This window comes from Bifidobacterium sp. WCA-178-WT-4B (assembly GCF_009696495.1).
GTDB classification, from domain to species: domain Bacteria; phylum Actinomycetota; class Actinomycetes; order Actinomycetales; family Bifidobacteriaceae; genus Bifidobacterium; species Bifidobacterium infantis.
The window spans coordinates 43,024-59,940 of the sequence record NZ_VULV01000006.1 but is presented as its reverse complement, the minus strand read 5'-3'; the positions used below and the strand labels follow the sequence as shown (position 1 = coordinate 59,940).

Annotated in this window: 11 protein-coding genes; 3 read left to right on the top strand and 8 right to left on the bottom strand. The window is 59.3% G+C overall.

Annotation, left to right across the window (positions count from 1 at the left end; translation table 11 throughout):
* Positions 1 to 361: 361 nt before the first annotated feature.
* On the top strand, positions 362 to 1,759 hold the full coding sequence (locus tag FYJ31_RS05780; RefSeq protein ID WP_154536233.1) for an ATP-binding protein: 1,398 nt from the start codon (positions 362 to 364) through the stop codon (positions 1,757 to 1,759).
* Positions 1,760 to 1,875: 116 nt separating this feature from the next.
* On the opposite strand, the gene FYJ31_RS05775 is transcribed toward FYJ31_RS05780, so the two are convergent.
* The 6 genes from FYJ31_RS05775 to FYJ31_RS05745 form a co-directional block, all read right to left on the bottom strand.
* Positions 1,876 to 3,192 carry an ATP-binding protein gene (locus FYJ31_RS05775; protein WP_077425690.1) on the bottom strand — a complete coding sequence of 439 codons (1,317 nt, stop codon included), beginning with the start codon at positions 3,190 to 3,192 and terminating at the stop codon, positions 1,876 to 1,878.
* Between the two features lie 353 nt (positions 3,193 to 3,545).
* A complete protein-coding gene (locus tag FYJ31_RS05765) occupies positions 3,546 to 4,526 on the bottom strand; it encodes a family 43 glycosylhydrolase (protein ID WP_154536232.1) in 981 nt (326 codons plus the stop codon).
* Positions 4,527 to 4,646: 120 nt separating this feature from the next.
* The gene (locus tag FYJ31_RS05760; protein ID WP_012578633.1) at positions 4,647 to 5,522 is read right to left on the bottom strand and encodes a carbohydrate ABC transporter permease; all 876 of its coding nucleotides are present in this window, start codon (positions 5,520 to 5,522) and stop codon (positions 4,647 to 4,649) included.
* Positions 5,523 to 5,525: 3 nt separating this feature from the next.
* Positions 5,526 to 6,485, bottom strand: coding sequence for a carbohydrate ABC transporter permease (locus FYJ31_RS05755; protein ID WP_013141440.1), 960 nt, complete (start codon positions 6,483 to 6,485; stop codon positions 5,526 to 5,528).
* Positions 6,486 to 6,647: 162 nt separating this feature from the next.
* Positions 6,648 to 7,895: an ABC transporter substrate-binding protein gene (locus FYJ31_RS05750; protein ID WP_154536231.1), complete on the bottom strand. Its 1,248-nt coding sequence runs from the start codon at positions 7,893 to 7,895 to the stop codon at positions 6,648 to 6,650.
* Between the two features lie 274 nt (positions 7,896 to 8,169).
* Entirely contained in the window at positions 8,170 to 9,216 is a 1,047-nt protein-coding gene (locus FYJ31_RS05745) for a LacI family DNA-binding transcriptional regulator (RefSeq protein WP_154536230.1), read from the bottom strand.
* Between the two features lie 287 nt (positions 9,217 to 9,503).
* On the opposite strand from FYJ31_RS05745, the gene FYJ31_RS05740 reads away from it, so the two are divergent.
* Positions 9,504 to 11,612 carry a beta-galactosidase gene (locus tag FYJ31_RS05740; protein WP_229773869.1) on the top strand — a complete coding sequence of 703 codons (2,109 nt, stop codon included), beginning with the start codon at positions 9,504 to 9,506 and terminating at the stop codon, positions 11,610 to 11,612.
* 74 nt (positions 11,613 to 11,686) lie between these two features.
* Here FYJ31_RS05740 and FYJ31_RS05735 read toward each other — a convergent pair whose 3' ends face one another.
* Positions 11,687 to 13,057, bottom strand: a complete 1,371-nt coding sequence (locus FYJ31_RS05735) for an ATP-binding protein (protein ID WP_154536229.1) — start codon at positions 13,055 to 13,057, stop codon at positions 11,687 to 11,689.
* 321 nt (positions 13,058 to 13,378) lie between these two features.
* Here FYJ31_RS05735 and FYJ31_RS05730 point away from each other — a divergent pair, with 321 nt between their 5' ends.
* Positions 13,379 to 14,800 carry an MFS transporter gene (locus FYJ31_RS05730; protein WP_143882676.1) on the top strand — a complete coding sequence of 474 codons (1,422 nt, stop codon included), beginning with the start codon at positions 13,379 to 13,381 and terminating at the stop codon, positions 14,798 to 14,800.
* Between the two features lie 369 nt (positions 14,801 to 15,169).
* Here FYJ31_RS05730 and FYJ31_RS05725 read toward each other — a convergent pair whose 3' ends face one another.
* The gene (locus FYJ31_RS05725) at positions 15,170 to 16,903 is read right to left on the bottom strand and encodes an ABC transporter family substrate-binding protein (RefSeq protein ID WP_154536228.1); all 1,734 of its coding nucleotides are present in this window, start codon (positions 16,901 to 16,903) and stop codon (positions 15,170 to 15,172) included.
* Positions 16,904 to 16,917: the final 14 nt, after the last annotated feature.

The window sequence follows — 16,917 nt, the reverse complement described above, 5'->3', positions numbered from 1 at the left end:
GCCGCCGCGATTCACGATCAGCCGTGCTTCGCACTGCGCCTGTCATTGGCCGCATGACCGAAGCTCTCCTTCATCGGTCGAAGCACGTTCGACTTTCGCAAACGCGTACTAGTCTAGGCGACCTGCGTCTAATCGCAACGGCCCGCAACTCTGCGTGTTCCCCGCATTAGCAACGCGGCACGGCCCGCTAAGCGCAACATTCCCCGGAATGTGTCGCGCGAAACGTTGCGCATGCGGCAATGCACGCTCGAGACCTGTTGCATACCAGTCGACCAAATTATAGAATCATAATTAAGTAAATTACGATTCTATAATTTGCGCGTGTGCACCAGGCAGACAGCAAAGCAAGGAGACAAGGGCCATGTTCGTCGGGCGAGATAAGGAGCTTTCGGCACTGGAACGCCGCTGGAGCTCACAGCAGTTCGAGTGCGTCGTGGTCTGCGGCCGTCGCCGCGTGGGCAAGACCACACTCATCAACCGCTTCCTCGAAGATCGCCCCACGATTTTCTTTTCGGCAATCGAATCCAGCGCTTCCAAGAATCTCGAATCGTTAAGCCGCAGCATTGCTCTGTATGAAAAGGGCTCAGAGGCGTTCGAGACAACGCCCGTATACCGCAGCTTTGAATCCGCACTGGAAGCGGTGTTCGTGCTGGCCGCAAAGCAACGCATCGCCTTCGTCATCGACGAGTACCCATATCTGGCCAAAGCAGACCGGACCATCAATTCGGTCCTGCAGCATGCCATCGACCGCCATAAGGATGACAGTCAGCTCATGATGGTGTTATGCGGCTCTTCCATGTCGTTCATGGAGCGCCAGGTGCTTGGGTATGAGAGCCCCCTGTACGGCAGACGCACCGCTCAAATCAAAGTGGAGCCATTCGGCTACGCCGATGTCCGCAAGTTCTTGCCAAGATACAGCAACGAGGACGCCGCCATTGCTTACGGACTTACCGACGGTATCCCGCAGTATCTTCGGCAACTGGACGACGGCATCAGCATCCGAGACAACATCCGTTGGAACATCCTCGATCCAAGCTGCTATCTGTTTGAGGAGCCAGACAACTTGCTGAAGCAGGAGCTGCGCAGTCCGGCCGAGTACAACGCCGTAATCCAGGCCATTGCCTCCGGGGCATCTCGGTCGAACACCATCGCCACCGCATGCCATATGGAATCGTCCTCATGCGCCACCTATTTGCGCAATCTCATCGATCTGGGAATCGTTCGCAAGGAGACACCTTTCGGCGAGGACGCTCCTCGCAAGACGATCTACCGTATCGAGGACTCGTTCTTCCGATTCTGGTACCGATATGTGCCGAACAACATGTCCCTCATTCAATCCGGTCATGCCGATCTCGCCGCCGACCGTGTTATGCGCACTATCTCCGACTTTATGGGGCAGGTGTTCGAAGACATCTGCGTTCAGTGGATATGGTCCCATAACGGTACCGAGGCATTGCCTTTCCTCATGCTTGATGCCGGACGTTGGTGGGGCGCCAATCCGACCACCCGTAGTCAGGAGGAAATTGACATCGTGGCTTCAGGAGAAAAACCGAAAACTCTCCTATTCTGCGAATGCAAATGGCGCAGCGTGCCATCCGGTCTGCAGCAGTTGGAAGTGCTGCGCAATCGCGCCAGACTGCTGCACCCCGAAACCAGCCATTACATGCTGTTCTCCAAATCAGGCTTCGACGAGCATGTCGCCGCCCGCGCGGCGCAAGACGGTACAGTGACGCTTGTCGATTTTGCGGATATGGATTAGTCGGTTCACTCCATTGCGGACGGTAAGGGTGAAGTAACAGGCTGGGTCAATGGACCGAACCGCTAGACCGGGCAACAGACCCAATCCGCGGCACATTCCCGGGAAAGTGGTGCGCGTTACATCACGCTCAAACAACCCAGCATGTATATGGGCAGGTATTCGGCTCGTCCAACAGTCTCCACGTTGCCATCATGGAACACGTAGGCATGGGCAAACCGATAATTGTCGGTATCCAGTAGGTTGTTCATGGCCCGATGCCGCGTATAGTCCTTGCCCGATTTGATTTCAACCAGTGAAATATCATCCAGACCTTGCTGCACTACAAAATCAACTTCACCAATACGGTTCTGGTTGAAGTAATGCAGTTCCAATCCCTGTGCAAACAGTTCCTGAGCCGCTGCATTCTCGAAAATCGACCCGTAATTCATACTGGATCGGTGATTCACAATCTCTAAGTCCACACTGCGCATCAAACGGGAGGTCAGCAAACCGACATCGTTCATGTACAGTTTAAACGTGTTCTCGTCGGCATGCTCCGTCAGCGGGTATTCAGGGTCCTGCACGCGCGAAGTAGGCAAGGCAATACCTGCGTTCGCCAACCAATCGAACGCCGTCTGCATATGAGCGAACCTGATATTCTTGCCCAACTTGGAGAACTTGAATCGTTTGTTTTCCGCATTGAGCTGACTTGGAATCGCCTCGTAAATGCTCTTGATATGACGACGTTCCACCAAATCGGAGACATATTTGGTGATGTCGTATTCATAGGTATCGAATATGGCTTGCTGAGTATTGCGGACCTTGACAATATCGGCAAAATCCACGAATGACTGCACTGCGTCGGGCATGCCACCAATCAGCAGATACTTGTACCACAGGTCGGTGAGCCGTTCATGTAGATAATCGGGAACCTCCCGTCGATCCACATAACATTCACGCAGCGTATCGAGAGCGGACTGAGGCAGCCGGCATGCAGCGCAGAACTCATAGAAATTGAGCGGATACATACGCATCGTCTGCAGGAATCCCACCGGGATCGAGCGCACATTGAACACGTCAATGCCCAGCAGGGAGCCAGAAACAATGACATCCAATCCTTTGGTGCCAGACAGGAATTTGGTCCACGTGAGCATGTCCTCACACGCTTGTATCTCGTCAAGAAACAGCAGAGTCTTGCCCGGCGTAATTTCCGTGCCGGAAAGTACCGATAACCGCAGTATCAGGTCTTCGGTGTCCTTGGCCTTGCTTACCGTTTCGGCCGCCTGAGGCATTTCGATGAAATTCACCTTAGCCACATGCTCATAATGGTCTGCACCGAACTGCTCAATCAGCGTGGTCTTGCCCACCTGCCGGGCACCCGTGACCAGCAAGCCCTGCTTGGTTTTACGGTTCTTCCAATTCAGCAACTGGTCATATGCATGGCGCTTGAGCATATTCCCCTCCTCTTTTGTAGAGAATGACTGAAAACACGCAGGTCATCACACAATCACATACTGATATCATCTTAGCATTCACGTTTTTACATATGCAAAACGCACTTTGAGTCACAAAAAACACAAGAATAGTGAATGGTTCATTCACGTTTTACGTATTGTGCGACGGAATCGGCATCTCCCGCAACACGTGAGATATGCAAAAGTGCCGCACGCTGAATGGTGATCAGCGTACGGCACTGCGCGAAACGCGTGAAATCCGCAGAACGCACGAAACTCACGAAACAGATAAAACGTACAAAAACGCAAGCAAGGCGAAGACAACGAACAGACAGAGACAAACAGCCTACAGGTCAGAACGTCAGCGAACGCACGTAGGAACCAACTTGCGGGCGGACGGGAACCAGCGAGCCGTCAGGATTGTAGTCAAGCGGCGCGAATACCACTTCGCGATGACAGCCATCGCCTCCAGCCCAGCGACCGGCCGGATTGTAGGCGAACCGGTGATACGCGATAATCCATTCGTCGGTGCCGGGAATATTCACGATGTTATGGTGACCGGTGGCATACAGCTTGCGCGCCGGGTCTTGTTCGATCAGCACGCGCGGTTCACTCCAGGGCCCATGCAGCGATTCGGCCATCGCGTACTTGACGCAGTATTCCGGCTCTCGGGCGTCGTTCTCCGACCAGCTGGCGTAGTAGATGCCGTTGCGCTTGTGAATCCAGATGGCTTCACGGAAATCGCCCGGCACCCAGCTGAAAGCGCGCGATTCGTCGAACGACAGACAGTCCTCATTGAGCGGCGCGGCCCAAGCTATGCCGTTGCCCCACAGGAAGTACCGGGTGCCATCATCCTCCACGTATACGCCGGGGTCAATGGTGCGGCAATCGAACGTACCTTCGCGCACGATTGGTTCGGGCTCAGGCACGAACGGCCCGCACGGGGATTCACCCACAGCGGCGCCGATCTGGGAACCGGCCACGAAGTAGAACACGTATTTGCCGTCCGCGCGCTGTACCACGGAAGGCGCCCAAGCACCATCCGAGCCATCCCACCACGGCACATCGCGCAAGTCGAGCGCCGGATATCGCTCCCATGTGGCCAAGTCGTCGGACACATACACACTGAACGCGGTGGTGTCCCAATTATCCACACCGTCATCGGTGCAGTACAGGAAATATCGGCCATCGAAAATGGCAAGATTCGGGTCGGCGCAATACCTGCGCAGCGGATTAGTGGTCAGTACCGCGTTATTCACGCGATGAGGAAGGCCGTCACGAGGCACGGCTCTCGGTTTTGGCGATGTTTGTAACACAGTGCCAACAGTACCCATGGGAAATTCTTATCTGGTGAAGAACATGGCTCCCCACACGCCGCGGAAGGGGATGATATGAGCGTAGTGGGGAGCCGGAATTAATACCGTGATCAGCCAGCCGACTAGTCGATCAGCCGATCAGCCCTTGACCGAACCGGCGACGAGGCCGGAGACGATCCACTTCTGGCAGAAGATGAAGAACACGAACACGGGCAGCAGGGCGAGCACGGTGATGGTCATGAAGCTCGGCCAATCGGTCGAGAACTGGCCCACCGCGTTGTACACCTGCAGCACGATTGTGCGCAGTTCCGAGCTGGAGAGGAACACATTCGCGTTCATGAAGTCGTTCCACGTGCCCATCGTCTGGAACACGACCACGGTCGTCAGGATCGGGCGGATCAGCGGCATCACGATCGACCAGAAGATGCGCAGCGGGCCGGCGCCGTCGATGCGTGCCGCCTCGATCAGCTCGAACGGCAGGCTGCGCATGTACCCGACGATCAGGAAGTAGCAGAACACCGCTCCGCCCAGGTAGATAATCACCAGTCCGGCCAAGGTGTTGACCAGGTGCGCGTTCGCCTCCATGCGGTACAGGGGGATCAGCGTCGTCTGCGCCGGCACGACGAACGCGACCATCAGGATCGCGCCGACCGCGGCGGTGAACGTGGACTTGCGCAGGATCATGCCGTATGCGGCCAGGGCGCCGACGAGCACCTGGATCACGACCGCGAAGAACGTGACGATCAACGTGTTCAGCAGGGAGCGGAACACCGGGACCGTCTCGAACGCGTTGATGTAGTTCTTGATCGTCCATTCCTTCGGCAGGCCGAGCGGGTTGGCGGACATGTCCGGAATCGTCTTGAACGTGTTGATCAGGATGTACCACAGTGGAACCGCGCATACCAGCGCGATCAGGATCATCACCACGCTGGTGACCGCCGAACCGATCCTCTTGCGCGTCGTGAAGTTCATGCCCTTCGGCGCGGCCGTGACGGAAGAAGCCTTGTTGCCCATGATTTACTCGAACCTCCTCGAGATCAGGTTGGAAATGCCCATCTGAAGGAACACCACGACGCCCGTGGCGATGAAGAACAGGACCGCCAGCGCGGAACCGATGCCGTACTGCGACTGGCCGATGCCCTGCTGGATGATCGACTGCGTGACCGTGTACGTCGAATAGCCCGGGCCGCCCTTGGTCATCGTGAACGGCAGGTCGTACACCTTCAGGCCGCCCGACATGAGCAGGAACGTCGAGGTCACGATGCCCGGCATCAGCTGCGGCAGGGTGATATGCGCGAACTGCTGCCACTTGTTCGCACCGTCCACGGTCGCCTGCTCGTACAGGTCCGCGGGGATCGCCTGCAGGAACGCCAAGTAAAGGGTCGCATGCCAGCCGATCTGCGCCCAGATCGCGATGAAGATCACGCAGAACTTCGCCAGAGAGTTGTTCGACAGCCACGGCACCGGTCCCAAACCGAACGCCGCGAGCACGCTGTTGACCACGCCGGTCTTCATCGGGGAGAAGATGTACTTCCACACCATGCCCATGATGGCCAGCGACGGCACCGAGAAGAAGAAGAACACAGAGCGCACGAAATCACGGCCGACGAACTTGCGGTTGAGGATGACCGCCAGCGGAATGGCGATCACGGTCACCCCGACCATCACCACGATCGCGTACAGGATCGTGAAGCCCAGGCCCTGCAGGGTGGACGGATCCGTAAACACCTTCTTGTAATTGTCCAGACCGACCCAGTTCATGTCCATGCTGTAACCGTTGAAGTCGGTGAACGAGAAGTACGCGGTCTGTGCCAACGGCACCAGGAACAGAACCACGAACACCGCCAGGATCGGCAGCAGGAACCAGAACGACGTCACGTCCTCATGCAGGCCACGCGCACGACGACGCCGACGATACAGGTCTTCGTCCAACGGCGGCAGGTTGCCGACCGCCGAGCCTTGCATTGTTGCGCTCATATGCCATCCTCCTTTGACATTGGCTTATGACCGAAATCCGATTGCGGGCATGCGAAGGGCGACCAGCCGCAGCCGACAGGCCGCCCCATTACCATGCGCACGGTTCATGACGAACCGGAGACTGTAGTTATCTATGTGTGATTATGTGCGATCCGTTGCGGGTCACTGCGCGGCCGCGACCTTGGCGTCGATGTTCTTGGCATACTGGTCGGGCGTGATCTGCCCCTGCACCAGCTGCTGGTTCTGCGCCTTGAGTTCGCTCTTGAGAATGTCCGGCTTCGAATAGAAGTTGGTGTGCAGGTAGTACTTGCCGGTCTTGATGTCCTGATCGTAGACCTTCTGGTACTGCGTCATCACCGTAGCGTCGAACCCGTCGACAGTGACAGCGTCGCCGGCGTCGTTATGCTTCTGCAGCGCCCACTTGCTTGACAGGAAGGCGAGGAACTTCTCGGCGGCCTTGAGCTTGTCGCCGTCGAGCTTCGCGTAGATCGCCCACGCCGGGGAGGCGGAGCCCTGCGCGTACTGCGTGTAGTCGTCGCCGAGCTTGGGCATCGGGGCGAAGTCCCAGTTCATGCCGGCCTGTTCGAAGGTGGCAAAGTCCCACGCGCCGTCGACGATCATCGCGACCTGTCCGTTGGTGAACTGCGTCTTCATGTCGTCGCCGCTGATGCCGACCGTGTCACGGGTCACGCCACCCTCATCGTACAGGCGGATGTATTCCTTGACGGCCTCGAGCTCGTCGGTGCCCGGCGTCTGGTTGTCCTGCGTGGACAGCGTGGTCGGATCGACGCCCTTCTTCTCGAGGATGGATCCCTGGAAGGCGTCGATGAAGCGGCTCGGCTCGTCGGCGTTCGGCTCGAGGAACGGCTCGATGCCGGCGTTCTTGAGCTTCTTGCACAGCTTGAGGAAGTCGTCCCAGTTCGCCGGCGGCTCGTCGTAGCCGACCTGCTTGAGCAGATCTTTATTGTAGGCGATGCCGGAGACCCACGAGATGATCGACATGCCGTAGGTCTTGCCGTCGCGGCCGACGAAGTCCTTGTTGGCCTGGGAGATGTTCTTCATGAACGACTCGTCGGTCAGGTCCTTGGCGTAGCCGTTGTCGATGAGGTCGTCGCGATTCTCGGAGGTGATGATGAACACGTCCGGGGCCTGGTTGCCGACGAGGCGGGTCTGCAGCGTGGAGATGTACTCGCTGGTCGGCGGCGCGTAGCTGAAATCGATCTTGATGTCCGGGTTTTCCTTCTCGAACTCGTCGATGTACGGCTTGGACGTCTGCTCGTTGTCCCAGCTCAGGTAGCTGAGCCGGATCTTGCCGGCGTCGGCGTCCGAGCCGCAGGCGGCCAGCGGGACCAGCATCGCTCCCGCGCAGGCCAGAGCGAGCATTCGTTTGCCCCAGATCTTCATTGACATTGCAACTCTCCTTTGTGTCGGTGGCATACGCCATGTTGTATGCCGAAAAACCACATTGTCTTCCGTGCAAGAGCCCGGTTTTAAACCGATTTAATCTTGTAGTTGTATTTATAGCACTCCGTTCAAACGGTGTCAACTCGTTGCAAAACCTTTTAAACACAAGGGCTGTGGAACGCGCGGAATCGCACCAGATAACGAAAAATAATTAAACAAAAAACGCCGCGAGTTGTCCCACCGATCGGCGATCCACCGCGAACAACCACCGGACGACCGGTCAGCGCGTGCGGTTGGACGACTCGCGCACCAGCACCTCATAACCCACCGTGACATGCTTGGGCATGGCCGGCGCGCCGTAACACCCCTCCTCGATGCGCTCGCACAGGATGTCGACGGCCTCGCGGGCAAGCTTGTCGATGTCCACCGCGATCGTGCTCAGCGTCGGCGCGCTGTACGATCCCTCGCGCACGCCGTCGAAGCCGATCACCGCCACGTCGTCCGGCACGCCGATGCCATGCTCGCGCAACGCGCGCAACGCGCCGAAAGCGATCGCGTCGGTCATGCAGAACAGCCCGTCGAACGGGAAGCCCCCCTCCTCGATGCGCCGCGAAACCGCGCGGTACGCGTCGTCGGTGTCCCAGTCGAACAGCTGGATCGTGTCGGCCTTGGTCAGCGTGCGCTCATGCCGCTCGAACGCGCGATGGCAGCCGGTCAGACGTCGGTCGCCCACGTGCATCGACCGGCGCGCCTGGTCGGCCGGCATGAAGTCCGTACCGACCAGCCCGACGCGCTCGCACCCTATCTCGAACAGGTGCGTCACCGCGGCCTCGGCGCCGTTCTCGCACGGCGTGAACACCGAGTCGAACGGCCCTTGGTACGACTGGTCCTCGAGCAGCACCACCGGCTTGCCCCTGCTTAGCTCAATGATCTCGGCGTCGCTCAGGCCGCCCGCGCTCAGGATCACGCCGTCGCAGAACTTGTTGGCGACCTTCTCGAGGATGCTTTTCTCATGGCCGACCTTGCCGGTCGAGATCTGCTGCGCCACGGCCTGGATGCCGCGGTCGAACGCCGCATTCGACACGCCGGCGAGCAGCTGCGCGTAGAACGGCCGGTCAAGCTGGAAAACGGCGGCCTCGATCACGCCGGTTCGCCCCGAACGCAGGCTCTTGGCAGTGATGTTGACCGAATAGTTCATCCGATTGGCCACGTCGATGATGTGCCGTGCCGTTTCTTGTTTAATTCTGGGATCGCCGCGCAGGGCGAACGACACGGACGCAGGAGAGACACCCGCCGCCTTCGCGACATCACGCATCGTCACCGCCATGGCGTCCTCCTTAGGTATTTATGGGCTTTTCGGCATCTCACCGAGCAGCTGCCGACACCTTCAATCATCCATTTGACGAAGACAACCTCGACGTACATAATGGTCACCAGGAATTAAATCGGTTTAACACTGAAGGGGCAACGTCACCACACACGGGGACCGCCGCTCCCGACGGCGCGACGCCGAACCACCCCAACGCGAGTCCGCCGCACGCCGGCCACAACGCCGAGACCGGCCGCAGGCCGCATCATCGTCATCGCAAAGGAGTACGCATCATGACCGACACCATGGCACACACCCAACCCGCATCACCCGCATCACCCGCATCGCCTACACCGACCATCACCGCACCGGGCGGCCGCTTCGTCTTCGGCGGCGACTGGAACCCCGAGCAGTGGGACGAATCCACCTGGGCGGACGACATCGCCAAACTCGAACGCGCCGGCATCAACGAGGCCACCATCAACGTGTTCTCCTGGGCGCTGATCCAGCCGGACGAGAGCCGCTACGACTTCGCCATGCTCGACCGCATCGTCGACCTGCTGGTCGCGCACGACTTCGGCTTCGTCCTGGCCACGTCCACCGGCGCGCTACCCGCATGGATCGCGCAACGCTACCCCGACGCCACGCGCACCGACTACGAAGGCCGTCGCCACCGCTTCGGCGTGCGGCACAACGCCTGCCCGAATTCGCCGAACTTCCTGCGCCTGGCCGGCGCGCTGGCCGGCAAGCTCGCCGAACGCTACGGCGCCAACGACCATCTGATCGCCTGGCACATCTCCAACGAGCTCGGCGGCCGCTGCTACTGCGACAACTGCGCCGCCGCCTTCCGCGTCTGGCTCGAACGCAAGTACGGTTCGATCGAGGCGTTGAACCGCGCGTGGAACGCGAACTTCTGGAGCCATACCTACGCCGATTTCGCCCAGATCCTACCGCCGAACGCGATCAGCGACGGACTGGACGGCGAGCGCGCCACTCTGTCCGCCTGCAGCATCGACTACAAGCGGTTCCAGTCCGACTCGCTGCTGGGCACCTACGTCACCGAGCGCGACGCGATCCGCGCGTTCGACGCGATGCATCCGATCACCACGAACCTCATGGACACCTACGAGGGTGCCGATTATTTCCGTTGGGGGCGCGAGATGGACGTGATCAGCTGGGACGATTATCCGTTCCCGCACACCACGCCTTCCGACAATGCGTTCAAGCACGATCTGATGCGCGGCGTGGGCGACGGCAGGCCGTTCATGCTCATGGAGTCGACGCCGAACCAGACGAACTGGCAGGAGTGCAACGTACTGCGCGCGCCCGGGCGGATGCGTGCGGAAAGCTATCAGGCGGTCGCGCATGGCGCGGATACCGTGCAGTATTTCCAGCTCAAGCAGTCGCGCGGCGGGTTCGAGAAGTACCATGGCGCGGTGATCTCGCACGGCGGGCGCGAGGACGAGCGCGTGTACGGCGAGGTGCGTGCGCTCGGCGGCGAGCTGGCGGCGCACGGCGCGCGGTTCGTGGGCGGTCTGACCGAGGCGCCGGTCGCGCTGATGTTCGACTGGGATTCGTATTGGTCGACCGAGAACATCTCGTTGCTGCCGAAGGGCTTCGACTATCCGGATCAGGTGCGGCGCTGGTATGCGCCGTTCCACCACCGCAACATCGCGGTGGATGTGGTGCCGGAAGACATTGACGCCGGGCGGCTGGCGGGCTATCGCGTGCTGGTCGCGCCGGCGCTCATGATGGCCAAGCCGGGCGTTCGTGAGCTGGTCGAGGGGTTCGTGCGCGCCGGCGGCACGTTCCTGGCGACGGTGATGGCAGGCATGCACGACGAGCATGACAACGTGATCCTCGGCGGATACCCGGGCGCGTTCCGTGAGGTGTGCGGAATGCGCATGGAGGAGATGGACATGATCCCGGACGGCCGCGACGTGCGTGTCGTGTTCGGTTCGGGCGAGGGCGAGGACGCGGACACGGACGGGTCCCGGGTCTCGCTGGTTGCCGGGCTGATCAAGCTCGACGGCGGGGCGCGCCCGCTGGCGGCCTACGCCGGCGACGTGTTCTACCGGGGTACGCCGGCGGTGACGGTGAACGATTTCGGCGCGGGCACGGCGTATTTCGCCGGTGCGGTGCTGGACGAGGCCGGCATGGACGCCGTGGTCGGCGACGTGGTGCGCCGGGCCGGCGTTACCGGCATTGTCTCGCCGGAGCCGGTGGAGGTGGTTACGCGGCGGTACCCGTCACGCGGGGAGTCGTTGACGTTCGTGATCAACCATGCGGATACGGCCACGGCGTGGCAGGATACGCCGTTCGCCGGATGCGAGTCGGTGCTTGACGGCACGGTACTGGGCAGGGATCTGGTGCTGGAGCCGTACGGCGTGACGGTGGTGCGCACCGCGGCATGACGGATTCGACCGCCGGCCGGTCGCGGATCATATCCCAAGTCAGCAACCGGCCGAACCATATCTCGCGGCTTCAGTCATCCTTCATCATCAGTATTCGGTAGCGGCCCTAAATCAGCTCCGCCATCCGGCTCATAATCACTCGCCAACCACGGGCGGAAGTAGCTCCCGACTATCCACAGTGGGACATTGGTCAGCCAATCCTGCTCCTTGTAATTCCGCATCGACGTACGGTAACCGCAAATCCCGTATTTGTCGCACAGCCACTTCAAGCTACGCTTATGACGCTCGGTACCAGCTTTGGCCTCCAACGGAGTGATTGCGCCATTACCTGCAAAGACAAAATCAACTGCTCCCGTACTGTTCGCATTCGACCAGTACATCGGTGTGATGCCGGCGGCCACTAATTGCTGGCAAACATACTGTTCCGTTAACGCACCACGGAATTCGGTCAGCCCGTCATCACCAAGGACCACGCTTGCGGGAGTCAGATCCAGGGCCGCTGCCAGCAGCCCAACATCATGGAGATACAGTTTGAACGCGGAATCATCACGGTATGACGGCAATGGTGCCGCAGGTTTTTCGACGCGATACACCCGCAACGCAAGACCAGAATCGACAATCTGCTGAATCGCGGATTCATATTGCGCCGCCCGAGCGCCACGAGCGATGTGGCCAAAAATAAATTTATGATTCTCACGCGCCAGATGGGACGGAATCGAGGAAAACACCAAACGCATTTTCTCACTATCCACACCGGTTCTGGGATGTTTGGAAAAGTCCATGTCGTAATTGGATAACAATTCTTTCTGCACGGCACGCGCATGCCGATAGCCATCTTCTACAAATGTCTCAACGACTTCGGGCATGCCGCCAACAAAACAGTACTGACGAACCCTTCGCTCTAAACGTTCCGCAAATCCCCCAAGTGTCTCAATACGCTGGTTCCGGATGCGTTCGGCTATCACTCCATCACCGACCGCTTCCAAGAACTCCACAAACGTCATCGGATACATATCGATGGAGGTGACACTGCCAACCGGGAATGACAGGTCTTCGTGCTGAGCCATGCCCAGATAGGAGCCCGCTACAGCGACATGGAGATCCGGCATTTCCTCATGGAGCGCTTTCAACAGAGTCAGTAAATCAGGGATTTCCTGTATCTCGTCGATGCACAGCAGCGTCTTGCCGGGCCGAACGCGAACCCCATTAAACGCCTCCATGGAATCAAGCAACATGTGCACCGAATCCACACCTGTCAACGCAGCCTTTGCACCGCCATCGAACAAGTTGACATAAGAAAATGACTCGAACTTGTCCCGACCCAGCACCTTAAGCACATGAGTCTTGCCTACCTGTCTCGCGCCGCACAGCACTATCGGCTTGTGCTCCGTCGCTTCAGCCCATGCCGACAACCTGGTATATATATCTCGCCTGAACTCCGCCATGCCGCCCTCCCTATCGCATGGGACCGTACATCACAAATCACTGTCCTGTCGCTCCATCATACCGCAATACACACTTTTCCTAGGGTTGCAATTCGCGTATTCTACATTTTTCCTAGGGTTGCGATTGTCCAAAATTACATTTTTCCTAGGGTTAATAATGCAGAATACTGCACTTTTCCCAGGGTTAGTACCCTGACCTTCCCTAATCACACGGTGTTGTAAAGGCGTCGCGGTATTGGCCGGAAGTGAGTCCGGTGTGGCGCTTAAAGACGAGCATAATAGAATATCTCAAGCATCGATGAATACGAGGAGAGGATCACAATGGCTGATTCCATCGGAACAGTCAACAACCAATCTTCAACACAGCCCAACGGTCACAATTCACATAGCAACACCACCGAGTCGCTATGGCGCGGCACGGATTATGGCAAATGGTTCGTAGCGGATTCATGCACGTCGCTGTCATCAAGTATCCAAGGTTTCGCAATGCCACTCATCGCGCAGACCGTCACGGGCTCACCGGCACAGGCGACGCTGCTGGATTCAATCATGACCATGATATCGTCGGTATTGCGGCTGCCAGGTGGCGTGGTACAAGATAAGTACGACCGCAAAAAACTTATGATTGCGTTCGGCCTGATTGGTTTCGCACTGTTCGGCATATGCGCGGCCCTAGGATGGGCGGGATTACTCATATACCCGGTGCTGATGGTACTTGCGATATGCCTCGGCATACGCTCAGGCCTCCTAGGAACCACGAGCAACACGATGCTACGAGGCATCGTTCCCGATCAATTGCTGCCCAAGGCGTCAAGCCTCAATGATGGCCGCGATGCCGCCCTCGAACTCGCCGGCGCACCAGTAGGTGGCGTATTGATCGGCGGCGGTCTATGGCTGCCATTCGCAGTCAGCGCGCTGCTGAATCTATTGGAAACCGCGGCGGCGATGCGGATCACAAAATACTGGCATCGTGGCGGGCGGACCAATGCGGAGGGCCGCGCCCTTGCCGACGATGAGGCCGATGAGAATGGCGATGCGGCCAACATCACTCAGGCCGCTGACGAGCAGGCAACGACCACGACACCATCCGCGTCACAGTATTGGCGTGAGATGTTTTCCGGATTCCGCTGGCTTCTTAGCGAGCGATTCGAACGTCGTCTGATTTTGTCGAGCGCGCTGGCGTTCGCGTGCTTCAACTCGTTCCTGCTGATTACGGTGCTCTCGATCGGCTCCGACCCATCACATGTGGTGTCAGCCAGTTTCATGAACGTTTCTGTGTCTGTGGGCGTCATCGTTGGCTCGCTCATCTCTTCCGTGCTGGTTCAGCATGTGCGCGGCGGCATAGTCGCCGTATCGTTCTACGTGCTGATGAGCATCGGCGCGCTCGGCGCAGCGCTGGCTCCGTGGATTCTTGCGCGTATGGCGTTTCTGGCAATTTCGCTGCTGGCCCTACCGGCCGGCAATGCGGTAATCAACGGATTCCAATCATTGCTCATCAACAAGGAGCATATGGGCCGCGTATTCGCCGGCATGGGCATGATTGAGACGATTGCTGCCCCGGTGATCACATTTCTGTCCGGCATCGCCATGCAACACTGGGGTTACTCAGTCACGTCCGTGGCTTTGGGCTTGTGCATCGTGGCGGCCGCGATCCCTGCCGTGACAATGAGGGAACTGGTCACACTGCCTAAGCCGGATGGCTGGGAGGACCATATCCGCAAATCCGGGCTCACCAAGTTCTGACAACAAGTAAGGGCGACTATCTCCCGGATTTGTGACGCTCGGCAACCGTCAGCGTCACAAATCCGGGAAGAGGAAGGTGGATACGGTTTCAGCCGCGCGGGCAGCAAGGTGGACAAATCGTTGCCGGGGTGGAATCGCGGCAAGTATGCAAAAGCCTCCCGTTCGCGCGCGACGCATAAGCGCGCAAACGGGAGGCTTCCCAACCGCAGCATCATATGCAGAAATAAGGAGAGTAAGGCATATGCTGCCGCGGTCACACCCCGCCGGGAACCTGCCGCAGGCCGCGTCCGGCATCGAAAGCCCTGCAGTCGATGCGTGCGGCCGGCCGTTCCCGGCGCGGTGGCCATGTCAGACGTCAGTCAGACGTCATCACTTCTGCCAGCCGATGTCCTGCGGCAGGTTGCCGGCGAAGCCGGACGGGCCGTAGTTGGCCAGGCCCTTCTTCGCACCGAGGTACGAAGCCGGGTTGGAGACCGGGATGGTGCCGTACAGCTTGAGGGCTTCCTTCTCGGCGGCGTTGACGGCCTTGGTCTGCTCGTCGTAGTCGGAGAGGCCACCGGCCACCTTGACGAGCTTGTCGATCTTTTCGTTGCCCACGTAGGTGAAGTTGGACGGACCGTCGGAGGTGTACAGCTGCGGGGCGGACACCACGAAGGTCATGGCGCTCGGAGCCTGCCAAGCCATCGGCAGCACCTGGTAGTTGCCGGAAGACACGGTGTCGGAGAACTTGGACTCGGCCACGTTCACGACCTTGACCTTGATGCCGGCCTTCTTCATCATCGCCTGGTAGGCGTTGGCGAGGGCCTGCTGGGTGGCGTCGTCACCGAAGAAGGTGAAGGAGATCTCAAGGGTCTTGCCGCCCTTGGCGTAGTAGCCGTCCTTGCCCATCTTGTAGCCGTCGGCCTCAAGGGTCTTCTTGGCGTTGTCCACGTTGTACTTGGCTTCGGCGGGCAGGTTGTTCTCGTAACCCTTCTGGAACGGCAGCAGCAGCTCGGAGCCCGGCTGCTCGGCCTTCCAGTTCAGGCCTTGGAACTGCACGTTGTTGTAGGTGTTCACGTCGAAGGCCTGGGTGATGGCCTTGCGCACCTGCAGGTCGTCGAGCGGCTTGGACTTGCCGTTGTACTGGAGCACGCGGGTCTTGGTGCTGTAGCCGATGCGCAGCTGGGCGTCCTTGACGGAGCGGATGGCCTTGATGTCGTCCTTGGTGGAGGCGCTCACGGCGTCGATCTCGCCGTTCTGGAAGGCGTTGAGGGAGGCGGTGTCGGCCATCTGCTTGTAGACGATCTTGTCCAGCTTCGGCTTGTTGCCCCACCACTTCTCGTTCGGCACGAAGGTGACCTGGGAGTCGGAGAAGGAGTCGACCTTGTACGGACCGGCGGCCCACTCGTTGTGCGGGTTCTTCACCCAGCCCTGGGTGAAGGTCTTCGCGTCGGCGGCCTTCGGGTTCACCAGAGTGCCGAAGACTTCCTGCCACGGGTAGTACGGGGTCTTGTAGGTCACCTTGACCTGCTTCGGGCTGTCGCCCTGCTCAACGCTGGCGATACGGTCGAAGCCGTCGGTGCTCGGCGGGTTGTAGTCCGGGTTGGAGCCGTTTTGGGCTTCCCACGTGGCCTTGAAGGCGGTCCAGTCGATGTCGGAGCCGTCGTTCCACTTGGCCTTCGGGTTGATGTCGTACTGCACGACCATCGGGTCCTTGCTCACGAGCTTCATGTCGGTCAGGAAGTCCGGGTTCACCTTAATCGGGGAGCCATTGACCTGGTCGGTCATGAGCAGGCTGGGCTGGTACCAGCTCCACAGCTCGGACATGTAGCCGGTGTTGCCGTCGGAAGACAGGTAGTTCCAGTTCGGGCCGATTTCGACGATGGACAGGGTCAGCGTGCCGCCGTCCTTGACGTTGTCACGGCTCTGGTGGTTGTCGTAACGCTCGGTGACCTTCGGCATGGGCAGGTCGCCGGTGTACGACGAATCGATGCCGGCCGGCGGTTCGGTGGCGCTCGAGGCGTTGCTGGAACCGTTGCCATTGCCCGCGCCGCAGCCGGCAAGCAGCATGGCAAGCGCCGCAGTGGCCGCGGCGAGCGCGGTCAGCTTACGTGTCTTGTTCATTGTTATTTCCTCCT